The following is a 15,042-nucleotide window of genomic DNA, read 5'->3' as shown; positions in this document are numbered from 1 at the left end:
GGGACAGGAAGAAAAACCCCCCCCCCACGCGCATGCCCCCCCCCCCCCCCCCCCCTTTCCCCCCCCCCCCCCCCCCCCCCCCCCCCCCCCCCCCCCCCCCCCCCCCCCCCCCCCCCCCCCCCCCCCCCCCCCGGGGTCCGCCAGCAGCCGGGCGGCCGCGCGCGCGAGGGCCTCCGCGTCTCCGTACGGCACGAGTGCGGCGGCGCCGCCGACCAGTTCGGGGAGTCCGCCGACCGCGGTGGCCACGAGCGGCACCCCCCGGCGCAGCGCCTCGCGCGCGGCCGGGGGTCTGCCCTCCCAGCGGCTCGGCAGCAGCGCCAGGTCGGCGGCGCCCAGCAACTCGGCCGCGTCGTCCCGGTCCCCGACGAGGCGGACGGGCAGATCCTCTTCGTCGACGCGCTGCCGCAGGGCCGTGCGCTCGGGCCCCTCCCCCACGACGACGAGGAGCGGCACGGGGTCGAGGCGGCGCCAGAGGCGGGCCGCGTCCAGCAGGACGTCGAAGCCGCGGTGCGGTGCGAGGCTGCCGACGGCCACCAGCAACGGCCGGTCCACCGCGCCCAGTTCGGCGCGCGCCTTGCCGTCGTGGACGGTGTCGGCCAGGCGCGGCAGCGGGGCGGCGACCGGGGCGATGCGGGCGTCGCGCGCCCCCTGCTCGCGGGCCAGGTCCACCAGGTCCGACGAGGGGGCCAGCACCACCGAGGCCGCCCGCACGGCCCGGCGCTCCAACAGGTGCAGGATCTGGCGCCTCGCGCCCTCCGCGTAGCGCCGGGTGTGCCACGTCATGACCAGGGGCACGGTGCGTCCGCTGAGGGCGAGGGCGGTGCGGGCGGCCGCGTGCGGCCCGTGGGCGTGGACGACGTCCGCGCCCGTGCAGGCGCCGCGCAGGGCGGCGACGGCGGCCGGATCGCTGCGCCGGGGCACCGGGAGGAAGAGGGCGCCGGCCGCCGTGAAGGCGTGGGCGCGCTCCACCGCGGGCGGAGCGCAGACGGTCACCCGCACCCCGCGCGCCGCCAGCCCGGCGGCCAGCGAACGCACGTGCGCGCTGCTGTCCGCACTGCCGCCGCCCAGGACGTGGACCGTACGCAGGAGTGACACGTGGATCGGCTCCCCAGGGGCTCTGGAGTCGGCGGGGTACGCGCCAAGGATGCCAGCCCGGCCGCGCGCCGGGGGTCCGCCGGAACGTTGCTGCGGTCCGCGCGGCGACAACCGGCCACCTCTCGTCACTCCCTCGGGTGAACCACCCGCGCCGAGCCGCCGCCGCACGCCGCCAAGCGCGCCCCGCACGCCCCGGCGGCGCGCGGGGCGGCGGCCGCGCGGAGGGTCCGCCCCGCGGCGGTCCCGGCCGGCGCGCCGCCGTCCGGGCGCTCAGCCGTCGGCGCGCGCCGTGGCCAGCAGTTCCTCGGCGTGGGCGCGGGCCGTCTCGGAGTCCTCCTGGCCGGCCAGCATCCGGGACAGCTCCCGGACCCGGTCCTCGCCCTCCAGGACGGTCACGCCGCTGCGGGTCACCGAGCCGTCCACGGTCTTCTCGACCAGCAGTTGCCGGTCCGCGAAGGCCGCCACCTGCGGCAGGTGCGTCACGACGACGACCTGCGCGGACCGGGCGAGTTTGGCGAGCCGCCGCCCGACCTCCACGGCCGCCTTGCCGCCGACCCCCGCGTCGACCTCGTCGAAGAGGTACGTCGGGACGGGGTCGGAGCCCGCGAAGACGACCTCGACCGCGAGCATCACCCGCGACAGCTCACCGCCCGAGGCCCCCTTGGCGATCGGCCGGGGCGGGGCCCCCGGATGCGGGGCGAGGAGCAGTTCGACCTCGTCCGCGCCGGACGGGCCGTAGAGGACGCTGCGTCCGCCGATGTCGATGCCGGACGCCTCGTCCGGCGCCTCGGTCTGCCGGATGGCGAACGAGACGCGTGCGTGCGGCATGGCGAGCGAGGCCAGTTCGGCGGTCACGGCCTCGGCGAACCGGGCGGCGGCCTCCGTCCGGGCGTCGGTCAACGCCTGTCCCAGCGCGGAGAGTTCGGCCCGCAGCGCATCGCGTTCGGCGGTCAGCTCGCCGATCCGCTCGTCGTCGCCCTCCAGTTCGGTGAGGCGGCCGGCGCTCTCCTGGGCCCAGGCGAGCACGGCCGCGACGTCCTCGCCGTACTTGCGGGTCAGGGCGGTCAGGGCGGCCCGGCGCTCCTCCACGGCGGCCAGCCGCAGCGGATCGGCGTCCAGTTGGTCGGCGTACCCGGCCAGCTCGCCGGAGACGTCGGCGATCAGGATGGCGATCTCGCCGATCCGGTCCGCCAGCGCGGCCAGGGCCGGGTCGTGGGCGCGGACGGCCTCCAGGGAGCGCCCGGCGGCGGCGACCACGGTCGTCGCGTCCACGCCCTCCGGGTCCTCCGGGTTCCCCGCCAGCGCGGTGTGCGCGAGGGACGCCGCGGAGGACAGGGCCTCGGCGTGTCCCAGCCGCTCGGCCTCGGCGGCCAGCTCGGCGTCCTCCCCCGGCAGCGGCTCCACGGCGGCGATCTCGCCCAGCCCGAAACGGAGCAGGTCCGCCTCCTGGGCCCGCTCGCGGGCGCGGGTGGTCAGCTCGTCCAGCTCGGCGGCGACGGCCCGCAGCCGCCGGTAGGCCGTCGCGTACGCGGCGTGCGGGACCGCGACGCCTTCCCCGGCGTACCGGTCCAGGGCCTGCCGCTGCCGGGCGGGCTTGAGCAGCCCCTGCTGGTCGGTCTGGCCGTGCACGGCGACGAGGTCGTCCGCGAGCTCGGTGAGGACCCCCACCGGCACGGATCTGCCGCCGAGGTGGGCCCGTGAGCGCCCTTCCGCCGAAACGGTACGGCTGATGAGCAGCGCACCGTCCTCGATCTCCGCCCCCGCCTCCTCGGCCCGCAGCGCCGCCGCGTCGCCCTCACGGACCGTGATCCGGCCCTCGACGACCGCGGCCTTCGCGCCGACCCGCACGAGGGCGGGGTCGGCGCGTCCGCCGAGCAGCAGCCCCAGGCTGGTGACGACCATGGTCTTGCCCGCGCCGGTCTCGCCCGTCACCGCGGTGAAACCGGGTGACAGCTCCACCACCGCGTCGTCGATGACTCCGAGCGACCGTATCCGCATCTCCTCCAACACGGACATGACCTTACGAGGTCCCGGACCGGGTTCGCGACGGCCCCCGGTCGGCGATTCACTCTCCCGAGCGCTCGGGCCCCGCGAACGCGGTCGCGCCCCCGCGTGTCGCGGTCAGTGCGGAGCGCCCCGCCAGCCCGACACGGGCAGCGCGAACTTCGCCACCAGCCGGTCGGTGAAGGAGGCCTGGTGCAGCCGCGCGAGTCGTACGGGCACCGCCCCGCGCCGCACCTCGACCCGCGCGCCCGAGGGCAGCTCCACCGTCCGCCGCCCGTCGCACCAGAGCACCCCGTGCGGGGTGTGCGGCTGGACCTCGACGGCGAGCACGGAGTCGGGCGAGGTCACCAGCGGCTTGGCGAACAGGGCGTGCGCGCTGATCGGGACCATGAGCAGCGCCTCGACCTCGGGCCAGACGACGGGCCCGCCCGCCGAGAACGCGTACGCCGTCGAGCCGGTCGGGGTCGCGCAGACGATCCCGTCGCAGCCGAACCCGGTCACCGGCCGCCCGTCGATCTCCAGGACGACCTCCAGCATCCGCTCGGCCGACACCTTCTGCACGGCGGCCTCGTTGAGCGCCCAGTCGGTGTGGATCACGTCGCCGTTGCTGTGCACCGTGACGTCGATGGTCATGCGCTCCTCGACGTCGTAGTCGCGGGTGACGACGCGGGAGACCACCTGATCGAGGTCGTCGCGTTCGGCCTCGGCGAGGAAGCCGACCCGGCCGAGGTTGACGCCGAGCATCGGCACCCCGGAGGCGCGGGAGAACTCGGCGCCGCGCAGCAGGGTGCCGTCGCCGCCGAGGACGACCAGCAGTTCGCAGCCGTCCACGGCGGCGGGGCTGGTGTCCGTGACGGTCTCCACGGTGTCCGGCAGCGGCAGGTCGGCCGCCTCGGTCGCCAGGACCCGTACGCCGAGCCCGTTGCGCAGCAGGCCCTGGACGACCAGCTCCGCGCTGCGGATGGCCGCCGGGCGGCCCGTGTGCGCCAGGAGAAAGACAGTTCGTGCCGTGTTCGTCGTCACCGAGGCCCCTCCGCCACTGCACGGTCGACATGTGCGGGGTCCAGCTCCGGTGCGCCGGCCCGCAGCCACAGAAAGTACTCGACGTTCCCCGAGGGGCCGGGCAGCGGACTGGCCGTCACCCCGCGCACCCCGAGGCCGAGCCCCCACGCGCGGCGCGCCACCTCGCGCACCGCCTCGGCGCGCAGCTCGGGGCTGCGCACCACTCCCCCGCTGCCGAGGCGCTCCTTGCCCACCTCGAACTGCGGCTTGACCATCAGCACCAGGTCCGCGTCGGGCGCCGCGCACCCGGCGAGCGCGGGCAGCACGAGTCCGAGCGGGATGAAGGAGAGGTCGCCCACCACCAGGTCGACGAGCTGCCCGTCGATCGCCTCCGGCGTCAGCTCCCGTACGTTGGTCCGGTCCTTGACGACGACCCGCTCGTCCGACTGGAGCGACCAGGCGAGCTGGCCGTATCCGACGTCGACGGCGACGACCTGGCGGGCCCCCGCCCGCAGCAGGACGTCGGTGAACCCGCCGGTCGACGCTCCCGCGTCGAGGGCCCGCCGCCCCTCGACGGCCAGCCCGAGCGGGACGAAGGCGGCGAGGGCCCCGGCCAGCTTGTGGCCGCCGCGCGAGACGTACTCGGGGTCGCTGTCGTCCTTGGTGACGACGACCGCCGCGGCGGTCTCGACCTGGGTGGCGGGTTTGGTCGCGGTGGCGCCGCCGACGGTGACCCGCCCCGCGGCGATCAACTGGCTCGCGTGCTCGCGCGAGCGGGCGAGCTTGCGGCGTACCAGCTCGGCGTCGAGGCGGCGACGTGCCACTCCTGCCACGTTCGGTTCAGCTCCTGAGGTCGTCGTGCGTACGGTGCGCGGGTGCGGCGGCCGGGCGGGCGTCCAGCGAGGCCAGCGCCGACCGGAGCCCGCTGTGTACATCCTCGTACACCGCGACGTGCCCCTCGGCCGGGAGGTGGTCCGCCTCGGCCAGGCGCTCCAGCCCGGCGTCCACCGGGGCGAATCCGGTGGGGGTCCGCTCGACGCCCAGCGGCGCGGGCTCGGCGGGGCGGGCGCCGGGGGCCGGGGCGTCCGGCTCCTCGGGCGTGCTGACGGGCGGCGCTCCCGCCTCCGGCTTGCTGTCGCTCATGCGGGAACGCTACATCGGCGGGCCGGTGTACCGTCGAGGACGATGGCGACCATGGCGGAGTGCCGCAGCGCACTCGACAGACTTTCCGACAACCTCGCGGCCGCCGGGGGCGACGTGCGCGGCGCCGCCGCGCTCGACCGCTCGCTGAGCTGCCACATCACGGACCTCGACGCCACGTTCACCGGTCGGTTGGCCGGCGGCCGCGTCCGGGTGCTGGACACGGACGAGGGGCCGCCCCGCGAGAAGGCCGAGATCAGGCTGGCGATGACGGGCGACGACCTGGTGGCCCTGGTGGACGGCGAGCTGAACTTCGCGAAGGCGTGGAGTTCGGGCCGCGTACGCCTGGAGGCCGGCTTCCGGGACCTGCTGAAGCTGAGGTCCCTGCTGTAGCCGGCCGGCACGGCGGGGCGCCCGGCCTCATCGGGCCCGCGCGACCGCCCCGGCGTCCGCCGTACGGGCCTTGCGCGCCGCCGGCACCACCAGCGGCGTCCCCGTCTCCGGGTCGTCGATCACCTGGCACCGCATCCCGAAGACCCGCTCCACCAGCTCCGCGTCGACCACGTCGGACGGGGGGCCCTCCGCGATGACCCGGCCGTCGCGCAGGGCGATGAGGTGCGTGGCGTACCGCGCCGCGTGGTTCAGGTCGTGGAGCACGGCGACGAGCGTGCGGCCCTGCGTCTCGTGCAGCTCGGCGCAGAGGTCGAGCACCTCGATCTGGTGCTGGATGTCGAGGTACGTCGTCGGCTCGTCGAGCAGCAGCAGCGGGGTCTGCTGGGCCAGCGCCATGGCGATCCAGACGCGCTGGCGCTGCCCGCCGGACAGCTCGTCGACGTGGCGCTCGGCCAGTTCGGCCACCCCGGTCGACTCCATGGCCTCCCGGACCACCCGGTCGTCCTCCGGCGACCACTGCCGCAGCAGCCCCTGGTGGGGGTAGCGGCCGCGGGCGACGAGGTCGGAGACGGTGATGCCGTCGGGGGCGGTGGAGGACTGCGGCAGCAGCCCCAGCGTCCGGGCGACCTTCTTCGCGGGCAACTGGTGGATGGCCTGCCCGTCCAGCAGCACCCGCCCCCGGCTCGGCTTCAGCATCCGGGCGAGCGCCCGCAGCAGCGTCGACTTGCCGCAGGCGTTGGGCCCGACGATCACGGTGAAGGAGTGGTCGGGGATCTCCACCGAGAGGTCCTCGGCGATGACCCGCCGGTCGTAGCCGAGGGTCACCGATTCCGCGGTGAGGCGCTGCATGGTCGTACTCCCGAGGTCGGTGGGACGAGGCTCCACGGCGCCGGACGGACCACCGGGCAGCACGGGGTTAGGCTAACCTATCTTCCCCTGCTGGGCACGGGCCCGGACGCTGTCCCGCCCTGGACGGCCAGGCCGGCGACAGCCGCCCGCGCCCTGGCTCCGCACAGCCGTCCGCGCGCCCGACCGCCGGACCGCGTCCCGCCCCTGGACGCACCACCCCGACGACAGCCGCCCGGCCCCGCCCCGGCTCCGCGCAGGTCAGCCCGTCACGCCCCGAGGCCGAGCCGGGCGAGCGCCGTCCGCGCGTCCAGCGCGCAGGTCCCCGCACCGGCGAAGGACCACGCCGCCGCGCAGAGCGCCCGCAGCCCGTCGAGCGCGTCCCCCTCGCCCTCCAGGACCAGCTCGTCCCCGCGCACGGCCGCCGTCCGGCCTCCGCAGCGGAACGCGTCGCCGGCGGACGCCACCTCGGGCTGACCGGTCAGCAGCCCCCGGAGGTCCCGGTCGACGTAGGTCGGGCGGTGCTGCGGCGGGGCGGCCAGCACCCCCCCCGCGTCCGTCACCCCGGTGAGCACCAGCAGCGAGTCCACGCCCCCGTGGAACGCTCCCTCGATGTCCGTGTCCAGCCGGTCCCCGACGACGAGCGGCCGCTCGGCCCCGGTCCGCAGCACGGTCTCCCGGTGCATCGGCGGCAGCGGCTTCCCGGCCACCTGCGGCTCGGCCCCGGTGGCGATCCGGACGACCTCCACGGCCGCCCCGTTGCCCGGTGCGATGCCGCGGGCGCTGGGGATGGTCAGGTCGGTGTTGGACGCGAACCAGGGCAGCCCGCGCCGGATCGCGTAACTCGCCTCCGCGAACCGCCCCCACGGCATGTCGGGCCCGCCGTACCCCTGGACCACGGCCGCCGGGTCGTCGTCGGCCGACTCCACCGGGACCAGGCCGCGCTCGCGCAGCGCCACCCGCAGCCCCTCCCCGCCGATGGCCAGCACCCGCGCCCCCGCCGGGAGCTGGTCGGCCACCAGCCGGGCCACGGCCTGCGCGGAGGTGATCACGTCGGACGGCGCGGCGGGCACACCCAGCTCCGTCAGGTGCTCCGCCACCGCGTCCGGCGTCCGCAGCGCGTTGTTGGTGACGTACGCGAGGTGCATCCCGCCCTCCCGCGCGCGGGCCAGGGAGGCCACGGCGTGGTCGATGGCCTCCCCGCCCGCGTACACCACGCCGTCGAGGTCGAGGAGGGCCGTGTCGTACGCCTCACTCAGCGCCGCGCTGCTCCCCGAGGGCCGGGACCTGTCCTGCCGATGGCTCATATGACTCGCTCCTCATCACTGCTTCTGCCCCGATCATCGCGTATGCCCGGTGCGCACATACGATGCCCTGATGAACACTTCCGCTCCCGTCGGCCAGGGGCTGCGGCTGCTCCCGTTCCGCGGGCTGCGGTACGTCCCCGAGCGGGTGGGCAGCCTCGCCGCCGTGACCTCGCCCCCGTACGACGTGGTCGTCCGCCCCGACGGGCTGCACCACCTGGAGTCGGCGCACCCGCACAACATCGTGCGCCTGATCCTCCCGCAGGCCGGCACGGCGGGGGCCCGGCACCGGCAGGCGGCCGACACCCTGGACCGCTGGCTCGCCGAGGGCGTCATCGCCCCGGACCCGAGCCCGGTGCTGTACGTCTACGAGCAGAGCGACGGCCGGGTCCTCCAGCGGGGCCTGATCGGCGCCCTGGCGCTCTGCCCGGCGGCCGAGGGCGTCGTGCTCCCGCACGAGGACGTCATGGCCGACGTCGTCGCGGACCGCGCGGACCTGATGCGCACGACGGGAGCCCACCTGGAACCGCTGCTGCTGACCTACCGCGGCGACGAAGGCGGCGCGGAAGCGCCGACGGGGGCGGCCGCGGTCATCGAGCGTGCGACGGGGCGGCCCCCGCTGCTCGCCACGACGACGGAGGACGGCTTCCGCCACCGCCTCTGGGCGGTGACCGACCCGGCCGAGCAGGACGCGATCCAGGCGGACCTGGCCGGGCGCCAGGCGCTCATCGCGGACGGCCACCACCGCTGGGCCACCTATCTGCGGCTCCAGGGGGAACGGAGTGCTCCGGGCCCGTGGGACTACGGCCTGGTCCTCCTCGTCGACACGGCCCGCCACCCGCTCCAGGTGCGCGCCATCCACCGGCTGCTGCGCGGTCTGCCGGTCTCCCGCGCCCTGGAGGCGGTGGGCGGGTCCTTCCGCGTCAGCACGGTCGAGGGTCCACTGCCCCGCGCCCTCGACGCGCTCGCCGACGCGGCGGCCCGGAGCAACGCCTTCCTCCTGGCGGGCGACGGCGGCTTCCACCTCGTGGACCGGCCCGACCCGGCCCTGCTCGCCCGGACCGTCCCCGCGGACCGGCCCGACGCCTGGCGCACCCTGGACGCGGCGGTCCTGCACTCCACGCTGCTCGACGAGGTCTGGCGCGTCCCGGACGCCCCCGAGCACATCGGCTACCTCCACGACGCGGCGGCCGCCGTCGAGCAGGCCCAACGCCTGGGTGGAACGGCGGTGCTGATGCACCCGGTACGCGAGGAGGTCGTCCGGGACCTGGCCCGGCAGGGCGTCACGATGCCCCGCAAGTCGACGTCGTTCGGCCCGAAACCGGCCACGGGCCTGGTGATGCGGAGCCTCGCCGTCGAGTGAGGGCGGAAAGCGTCCGGACACGGGGTGTGACCGAGATACGCGCCAAAGGGGCAACGGGTTGATCTAGAAGCCCTGACGCGCTCGGATCTACGTGCGGCGACGTGCAGCGGGGTCGCGTTCGGCGACGTGACGGGCGACCGAGTCGACGCCGGGCCGTGCGTATCGCCCCAGGGAGGAGCGGACGGAGGCGTGGCGGGAGCGGGCCCGTCGGGGCGGAGGTGCCGTCTTCCGCGTCGTGGGTGAGGGTGCGGTCCGGCGGCGCGGCCGCCACTCGGTCCCACCCTTCCGGTGACTGCCGCAGCAAACGCGTACACCTCGCTCCGGCGCCCGGAACGACCCGCCGCAGGTCGCGGTGATCATGAGAAGGGCTCCGTCGCAGTGCGTCCGGCATTCACTGCGGCAGATCACTGATGGGCCGCCAGGGGATGGAAGTCCCGTAAGCCGACCATGAAGCGGAATCACTGCTACCGCCATCCACGGCCCGCCGGTCCTCATCCATGGCCCAAGGCTGGAGCCTCACACTGAGCCACCTGGCACTTCGCAGCGGCTTCGGGATGTCACACAAGTGGATGTGGAGGCTGTCACCAGGACGATCAGCGGCGCCGCAGGGACGGGTCGAGCAGCGCGGGCGGGGTGTCGTTCTTCTCGTGCGCGGCGAGGTCGGTGCCGGGGGCGACGATGGCGTCGATCGCGTCAAGTACGTCGGCGGAGAGCGTGATGTCCGCGGCGGCAAGCTGCGAGTGCAGGTGGTCCAGCGTGCGGGGGCCGACGAGCGCGCTGGTCACGCCGGGGTGCGCGGTCACGAAGCCGAGCGCGAGCTGGATCATCGTCAGGCCGGCCTCGTCGGCGATCTTGGCCAGTTGCTCGACGGCGTCGAGCCTGGCCCGGTTGGAGGGGATGGCGGTGTCGAAGCGCTGCGGCATGAACGTTGAGCGGCTGGTGGTGATCTCACTGCCCTCGCGGATCGCGCCCGACAACCAGCCCGAGGCCAGCGGGCTCCATGCCAGTACGCCGAGCCCGTACTGCTCGGTCACGGGCAGCACATGGGCCTCAATGCCGCGCTGCAGGATCGAGTAGCTGGGCTGTTCGGCGACGTAACGGCTCAAGTGGTGCTCGCGGGCGGCCCACTGGGCCTGCACGATGCGGTAGGCCGGAAAGGTCGAGGAGCCGAAGTAGCGGATCTTTCCCACGCGCTGCAGGTCGGTCAACGCCGACAAGGTCTCCTCGTCGCTGGTGTTCGGGTCCCACCGGTGGATTTGGTAGAGGTCGACGTGGTCGACGCCGAGCCGGCGCAGGCTGTCCTCCAGCGCGGTGACCAGCCAGCGGCGCGAGCTGCCCTGGCGATTGCGCTCGTCGCCCATCGGCATGGTCGCCTTCGTGGCCAGCACGATGTCGTCGCGGCGGCCCACGATGGCCTTGCCGACCATTTCTTCCGACTCCCCGCCGCTGTACACGTCGGCAGTGTCGATCAGGTTGACCCCCGCCTCCAGGGCGGCGTCGACGATGGCGGTGACCTCCCCTTGGGTGGTGCGCCCGATCCTTCCGAAGTTCATCGCTCCGAGCGCGAGGGTGCTGACCTGTACACCGGTGCGGCCCAAAGTGCGGTACTGCATGGCTGTGTCTCCTCATCGTGGGTGAAGCATGATGCAGTGCATTGCATGGCTTGGTTGCCGGGCCTCTGCTCTGGCATCATGAGCAAACGGAACCTCGTTCCGGAACAATACGGAACGTCGTTCCGCTTTTGCAAGCGGCGAGTGGAAGGAGCGGGCGCGGTGAACGACGGCGACGAGGGCGCAGGGCAGGCGGCCCCGGCCAGGCGGAAGGACGCCGTGCGCAACCAGAAGGCCCTGCTCGATGCGGCTGCCGCGGTCTTCGTCGAGTCGGGCGTGGAAGCGCCGGTACGCGACATCGCGGCCAGGGCCGGCGTCGGGGTGGGCACGATCTACCGCCACTTCCCGGCGCGAGCGGACCTCATCATCGGCGTCTACCGGCACCAGGTCGACGCCTGCGCCGATGCCGGGCCGGCCCTGCTGGCGGCCAGCCCTTCGCCGCACTCCGCACTAGGACAGTGGATCAACCTCTTCGCTGATTTCCTGGTCACCAAACACGGACTCGCCGCAGTGCTGCAGGCCGACAACGCCGGCTTCGAGGCGCTGCACGCCTACTTCCTCGACCGCCTCGTACCCGTCTGCACCGAACTGCTCGAAGCCGCAGCCGTCGCCGGCGAGATCCGCCCCGGCATCGATGCCTACCAGCTCATGCGCGGCGTCGGCAACCTCTGCATCGGCGCGGACAGCGATCCCCGCTACGACGCACGCCGCATGGTCGAACTCCTCGTCGCAGGGCTGCGCCGACCACCCCACTGACCTCGGCGACATCGCGCGCGCGGTCCTACTGAATCGCGAGGCTCACGCGGCTTGGCCGAGGCCGGCGGTCGTCAGGTCCTGCTCGCGCAGCGGGGTGAAGTCGACGTCGAGCTTTGGGTCGTACGCGTCGGGCTGGGTGCGGGCTCGTGCGTGCCGTACCCGCCGAACCGGTTGATGTGCTCGGTCAGGTACGGCGAGTTGTGCGCCAGGTCCTCCGGATCGATCGCCCATCCCTCCTCCAGCAGTTCGGTCCGGGCCACGATCATCCCCACCAGGGAACGCTCCGGCATCCTCGCCCTGATCTCCTGCTCCAGCCGCTTCGCCGCGGTCGCCGACCGTCCGCACGAAACGCCCTCAGCGAGGGGATGCCCGTCTCCGGATCGATGACCAGGTCCTCGTTCACCGGGTACCCGGCGTCCGCCGTCGCGGCGGCGTTCCGCAGCTTGTCCTCCAGTTGCCGGCGGAGGAACTTCGCGCCAACTCAGCGCTCTCGCCCGGCTCGCACAGGCCGACCTCCACCAAGTAGGACCCCAGCGTCTCTGAACCGCCTCCCAGTCCAGCAGCTGCTCGGACCAGTCGGCGTACTCCTCTGAGCCGACCGCCGCGACGTCGCCGCTACGCAGCTCCTCGGCGAGTGCCGGACCAGGCCACGGCGGTGCTTGGCGGTCCGCTCCGCCCGGTACACGGGCAGCGTGCCCTCCGGCAGCTCCACCGCCCGCCGGACGAAGCCCGCCACCATCTCCGGGACGTCCTCCAGCGCCGGAAAACAGCCCATACGCCGGTACGACTTCAGCATCAGCAGCGGCGCCGGCAGGTGCTCATCGCAGACCGTGACACATCGGACGCCCACTCCAGCTCATCGCGACTCGGGGAGACGAAAAGATGCAGCTCATGCGCGGTGATCAGTCGCGTGAACCGCGGATACGCGGTCCGTTCAATCGATGTCACAACCCACCCCGAGCCCCAGACGACACTCAACATCACCACCAACGACACTGAGCCGAATGGGTGACGACCGACGGGCGCTCAGGGCTGCAAGATCATCCCGTTGCCCCTTTGGCGCGTATCTCGGTCACACCCCGACACGACGAAGGGGGCGGCGCCCCGTGTGGAGTGCCGCCCCCTTCGTCAACCGTCAGGCCTTGTCCGAACCGCCCGCGTCCTGGCCGTCCGCGTCCTGGCCGTCGGCGTCCTGGCCGTCCGCGTCGTCGGGCGCCTCGGCGACGAGGCCGGCGACGTCATCGGCCTCGTCGTCGCTGAGGGCGTCGACGAACTCCACGCCGTCCAGCTCGGCCAGCCGGTCCGAGGCGTCGGTGGAACCGTCCTTGTCGGCCTCCAGCGCCTTGCCGAACCACTCGCGCGCCTCGTCCTCGCGCCCCGCCTCCAGCAGTGCGTCCGCGTAGGCGTAGCGCAGACGCGGCGTCCACGGCTGGACGGAGTTGGACGCCAGCTCGGGGCTCTGGAGCGTCACGATCGCGGCGTCGATCTGGCCCATGTCCCGGCGCGCGCCGGCGGCCACCAGCCGCATCTCGACCTGTCCGGCCTTGTCCAGCTTCTGCACCTCGGGCTCACCGGCCATGGCCATCGCCCGCTCGGGCCGCCCGAGCCCGCGCTCGCAGTCCGCCATGACGGGCCACAGGTCGACGGACCCGGTCATCCGCCGGGCCGCCCGGAACTCCGCGAGCGCCTCGGCGTACTTCTGGGTCGCGTACGCCGCGAACCCGGCCGCCTCGCGCACGGCGGCCACGCGCGAGGCGAGCCGCAGAGCGATACGGGCGTACGCGTACGCCTCCTCGGGGTCCTCGTCGATCAGCCGGGCCACCATGACGAGGTTGCGCGCGACGTCCTCGGCGAGGGTCTTGGGCAGGCTCATCAGCTCCTGCCGCACGTCCTTGTCGATCTCGTCGCCGGTGACGTCGTCCGGAATCGGCAGCCGCTTGATCGGCTCACGGTCCCGGTCCCGGTCGTCACGCCCCCGGAAGCCACCGCGGTCCCGGTCGTCACGCTGGCCGCCCCGGTAACCACCTCGGTCCCGGTCCCGGTCGTCGCGCCGGAAGCCGCCGCCGGACGCACCATCACGATTGTCGTCGCGGCGGAAGCCGCCGGAGCCGCCGCCACGGTTGTCGTCGCGGCGGAACCCGCCGCCGGAGGGCCGGTCGTCGTCGCGACGGGGACCGCGCGGCCGGTCGTCACGACGCTCGAACCCGCCACTGGGACGGCCACCGCGGTCGTCGTCGCGGCGGAAGCCGCCGGAGGCACCCCCACGGTTGTCGTCGCGGCGGAAGCCACCGCCGGAGGGCCGGTCGTCGTCGCGACGGGGACCGCGCGGCCGGTCGTCACGACGCTCGAACCCACCACTGGGACGGCCACCGCGGTCATCACGCTGCGGACCACCGCGGTACCCACCACCGGAGCCGCCACCGCGGTTGTCATCGCGGCGGAAGCCGCCGGACGCACCCCCACGGTTGTCGTCGCGGCGGAAGCCACCGCCGGAGGGCCGGTCGTCGTCGCGGCGGGGGCCGCGCGGCCGGTCGTCACGACGCTCGAACCCACCACTGGGACGGCCACCGCGGTCATCACGCTGCGGACCACCGCGGTACCCACCGCGGTCATCATCACGCCGAGGCGCGCGATCCCGGTCACGGTCCCGGTCGTCCCGGCGGAAGCCGCCGCCGGACGCGCCGCCTCGGTTGTCGTCGCGACGGAAGCCACCACCGGAGCCGCCGCCACGGTTGTCGTCCCGACGGAACCCGCCACCGGAGGGCCGGTCGTCGTCACGGCGGGGACCGCGCGGCCGGTCGTCACGACGCTCGAACCCACCACTGGGACGGCCACCGCGGTCGTCGTCGCGGCGGAAGCCGCCGGACGCACCCCCACGGTTGTCGTCCCGGCGGAAGCCACCACCGGAGCCGCCGCCACGGTTGTCGTCCCTGCGAAAACCGCCACCGGAGGGCCGGTCGTCACGACGCTCGAACCCACCGCCGGAACGGCCACCACGCTCATCACGCTGCGGACCACCACGGTACCCACCACCGGAGCCGCCACCACGGTTGTCATCGCGACGGAAACCGCCACCGGAAGGCCGGCTGTCATCGCGGCGCGGGGCACGGTCGCGGTCGTTGGCGTCGCGGCGGAAGCCACCGCCGGTGGGCCTGCTGTCGTCGCGACGGAAGCCACCTCGGTCGTTGTCGCGTCGAGGTGCGCTGGAACCGGACCGGTCGTCACGACCACCGCGGTAACCGCCCCTGTCACCGCCGTCCCGGCGACGCGGCTCGCGCTCCGGACGATCGTCGGGAGAGTTGGTGGACATGGGTGTGACTCCTGTCTTCGGGTACCACAGACATTCTCGCGCAGCCGACCATCCGACGCGCTTCGGCAAAAACAAAAGGACCCCTGGTCCCAGCGTGAACGCTGGGACCAGGGGTCCTTGAAAGATTGTTCGGCGGCGTCCTACTCTCCCACAGGGTCCCCCCTGCAGTACCATCGGCGCTGAAAGGCTTAGCTTCCGGGTTCGGAATGTAACCGGGCG

General features: G+C 74.2%; 13 protein-coding genes, 1 rRNA gene and 1 pseudogene. 3 read left to right on the top strand and 12 right to left on the bottom strand.

The window, feature by feature from the left end:
* Positions 1–132 precede the first annotated feature (132 nt).
* The 5 genes and pseudogenes from ACZ6EJ_RS24325 to ACZ6EJ_RS24305 form a co-directional block, all read right to left on the bottom strand.
* A pseudogene (locus tag ACZ6EJ_RS24325) lies at positions 133–1,095 on the bottom strand (glycosyltransferase family 4 protein); the annotation flags it as partial.
* A 270-nt stretch (positions 1,096–1,365) separates the two neighbouring features.
* On the bottom strand, positions 1,366–3,111 hold the full coding sequence (recN, locus tag ACZ6EJ_RS24320) for a DNA repair protein RecN (RefSeq protein ID WP_469269958.1): 1,746 nt from the start codon (positions 3,109–3,111) through the stop codon (positions 1,366–1,368).
* 105 nt (positions 3,112–3,216) lie between these two features.
* Positions 3,217–4,122 (bottom strand): NAD kinase, encoded by a 906-nt coding sequence (locus tag ACZ6EJ_RS24315; RefSeq protein ID WP_469269957.1) that lies wholly within the window; start codon positions 4,120–4,122, stop codon positions 3,217–3,219.
* A complete protein-coding gene (locus tag ACZ6EJ_RS24310) occupies positions 4,119–4,934 on the bottom strand; it encodes a TlyA family RNA methyltransferase (protein WP_469269956.1) in 816 nt (271 codons plus the stop codon). Before ACZ6EJ_RS24310 ends, ACZ6EJ_RS24315 begins: the two co-directional genes overlap by 4 nt.
* Positions 4,935–4,941: 7 nt before the next feature.
* Positions 4,942–5,244 (bottom strand): hypothetical protein, encoded by a 303-nt coding sequence (locus tag ACZ6EJ_RS24305; RefSeq protein ID WP_469269953.1) that lies wholly within the window; start codon positions 5,242–5,244, stop codon positions 4,942–4,944.
* A 42-nt stretch (positions 5,245–5,286) separates the two neighbouring features.
* Between ACZ6EJ_RS24305 and ACZ6EJ_RS24300 the strand changes: the two genes are divergently transcribed.
* Complete coding sequence (locus ACZ6EJ_RS24300; RefSeq protein ID WP_469269952.1) at positions 5,287–5,634, top strand: SCP2 sterol-binding domain-containing protein; 348 nt, start codon at positions 5,287–5,289, stop codon at positions 5,632–5,634.
* A gap of 27 nt (positions 5,635–5,661) precedes the next feature.
* Here the strand turns inward: ACZ6EJ_RS24300 and ACZ6EJ_RS24295 are convergent, their stop codons facing one another.
* Both ACZ6EJ_RS24295 and ACZ6EJ_RS24290 read right to left on the bottom strand, forming a co-directional pair.
* Positions 5,662–6,483 carry an ABC transporter ATP-binding protein gene (locus ACZ6EJ_RS24295; RefSeq protein ID WP_469269950.1) on the bottom strand — a complete coding sequence of 274 codons (822 nt, stop codon included), beginning with the start codon at positions 6,481–6,483 and terminating at the stop codon, positions 5,662–5,664.
* Between the two features lie 266 nt (positions 6,484–6,749).
* Positions 6,750–7,787 (bottom strand): HAD-IIA family hydrolase, encoded by a 1,038-nt coding sequence (locus tag ACZ6EJ_RS24290; RefSeq protein WP_469269949.1) that lies wholly within the window; start codon positions 7,785–7,787, stop codon positions 6,750–6,752.
* A 70-nt stretch (positions 7,788–7,857) separates the two neighbouring features.
* Here ACZ6EJ_RS24290 and ACZ6EJ_RS24285 point away from each other — a divergent pair, with 70 nt between their 5' ends.
* A complete protein-coding gene (locus tag ACZ6EJ_RS24285) occupies positions 7,858–9,147 on the top strand; it encodes a DUF1015 family protein (protein ID WP_469269948.1) in 1,290 nt (429 codons plus the stop codon).
* A gap of 593 nt (positions 9,148–9,740) precedes the next feature.
* Here the strand turns inward: ACZ6EJ_RS24285 and ACZ6EJ_RS24280 are convergent.
* Positions 9,741–10,760, bottom strand: coding sequence for an aldo/keto reductase (locus ACZ6EJ_RS24280; RefSeq protein ID WP_469269946.1), 1,020 nt, complete (start codon positions 10,758–10,760; stop codon positions 9,741–9,743).
* 159 nt (positions 10,761–10,919) lie between these two features.
* Between ACZ6EJ_RS24280 and ACZ6EJ_RS24275 the strand changes: the two genes are divergently transcribed.
* A complete protein-coding gene (locus ACZ6EJ_RS24275; RefSeq protein ID WP_469269975.1) occupies positions 10,920–11,513 on the top strand; it encodes a TetR/AcrR family transcriptional regulator in 594 nt (197 codons plus the stop codon).
* Positions 11,514–11,584: 71 nt separating this feature from the next.
* Here ACZ6EJ_RS24275 and ACZ6EJ_RS24270 read toward each other — a convergent pair whose 3' ends face one another.
* The 4 genes from ACZ6EJ_RS24270 to rrf form a co-directional block, all read right to left on the bottom strand.
* The gene (locus tag ACZ6EJ_RS24270; RefSeq protein ID WP_469269945.1) at positions 11,585–11,803 is read right to left on the bottom strand and encodes a hypothetical protein; all 219 of its coding nucleotides are present in this window, start codon (positions 11,801–11,803) and stop codon (positions 11,585–11,587) included.
* Positions 11,804–12,648: 845 nt separating this feature from the next.
* The gene (locus ACZ6EJ_RS24265) at positions 12,649–13,386 is read right to left on the bottom strand and encodes a tetratricopeptide repeat protein (protein WP_469269943.1); all 738 of its coding nucleotides are present in this window, start codon (positions 13,384–13,386) and stop codon (positions 12,649–12,651) included.
* Positions 13,386–14,744, bottom strand: coding sequence for a hypothetical protein (locus tag ACZ6EJ_RS24260; protein ID WP_469269941.1), 1,359 nt, complete (start codon positions 14,742–14,744; stop codon positions 13,386–13,388). Before ACZ6EJ_RS24260 ends, ACZ6EJ_RS24265 begins: the two co-directional genes overlap by 1 nt.
* A gap of 206 nt (positions 14,745–14,950) precedes the next feature.
* Positions 14,951–15,042: ribosomal RNA gene (rrf, locus tag ACZ6EJ_RS24255) — 5S ribosomal RNA — on the bottom strand; the annotation flags it as partial.

This window comes from Streptomyces sp. NPDC041970, assembly GCF_055588985.1.
This window is presented reverse-complemented; position numbering and strand designations above follow the sequence as displayed.

Coding starts and splice junctions, on each gene's coding strand:
- ACZ6EJ_RS24280 (WP_469269946.1), bottom strand. CDS start 10,760: ATGCAGTACCGCACTTTGGGCCGCACCGGTGTACAGGTCAGCACCCTC.
- ACZ6EJ_RS24295 (WP_469269950.1), bottom strand. CDS start 6,483: ATGCAGCGCCTCACCGCGGAATCGGTGACCCTCGGCTACGACCGGCGG.
- ACZ6EJ_RS24265 (WP_469269943.1), bottom strand. CDS start 13,386: ATGAGCCTGCCCAAGACCCTCGCCGAGGACGTCGCGCGCAACCTCGTC.
- ACZ6EJ_RS24300 (WP_469269952.1), top strand. CDS start 5,287: ATGGCGACCATGGCGGAGTGCCGCAGCGCACTCGACAGACTTTCCGAC.
- ACZ6EJ_RS24305 (WP_469269953.1), bottom strand. CDS start 5,244: ATGAGCGACAGCAAGCCGGAGGCGGGAGCGCCGCCCGTCAGCACGCCC.
- recN (WP_469269958.1), bottom strand. CDS start 3,111: ATGTCCGTGTTGGAGGAGATGCGGATACGGTCGCTCGGAGTCATCGAC.
- ACZ6EJ_RS24290 (WP_469269949.1), bottom strand. CDS start 7,787: ATGAGCCATCGGCAGGACAGGTCCCGGCCCTCGGGGAGCAGCGCGGCG.
- ACZ6EJ_RS24270 (WP_469269945.1), bottom strand. CDS start 11,803: ATGCCGGAGCGTTCCCTGGTGGGGATGATCGTGGCCCGGACCGAACTG.
- ACZ6EJ_RS24285 (WP_469269948.1), top strand. CDS start 7,858: ATGAACACTTCCGCTCCCGTCGGCCAGGGGCTGCGGCTGCTCCCGTTC.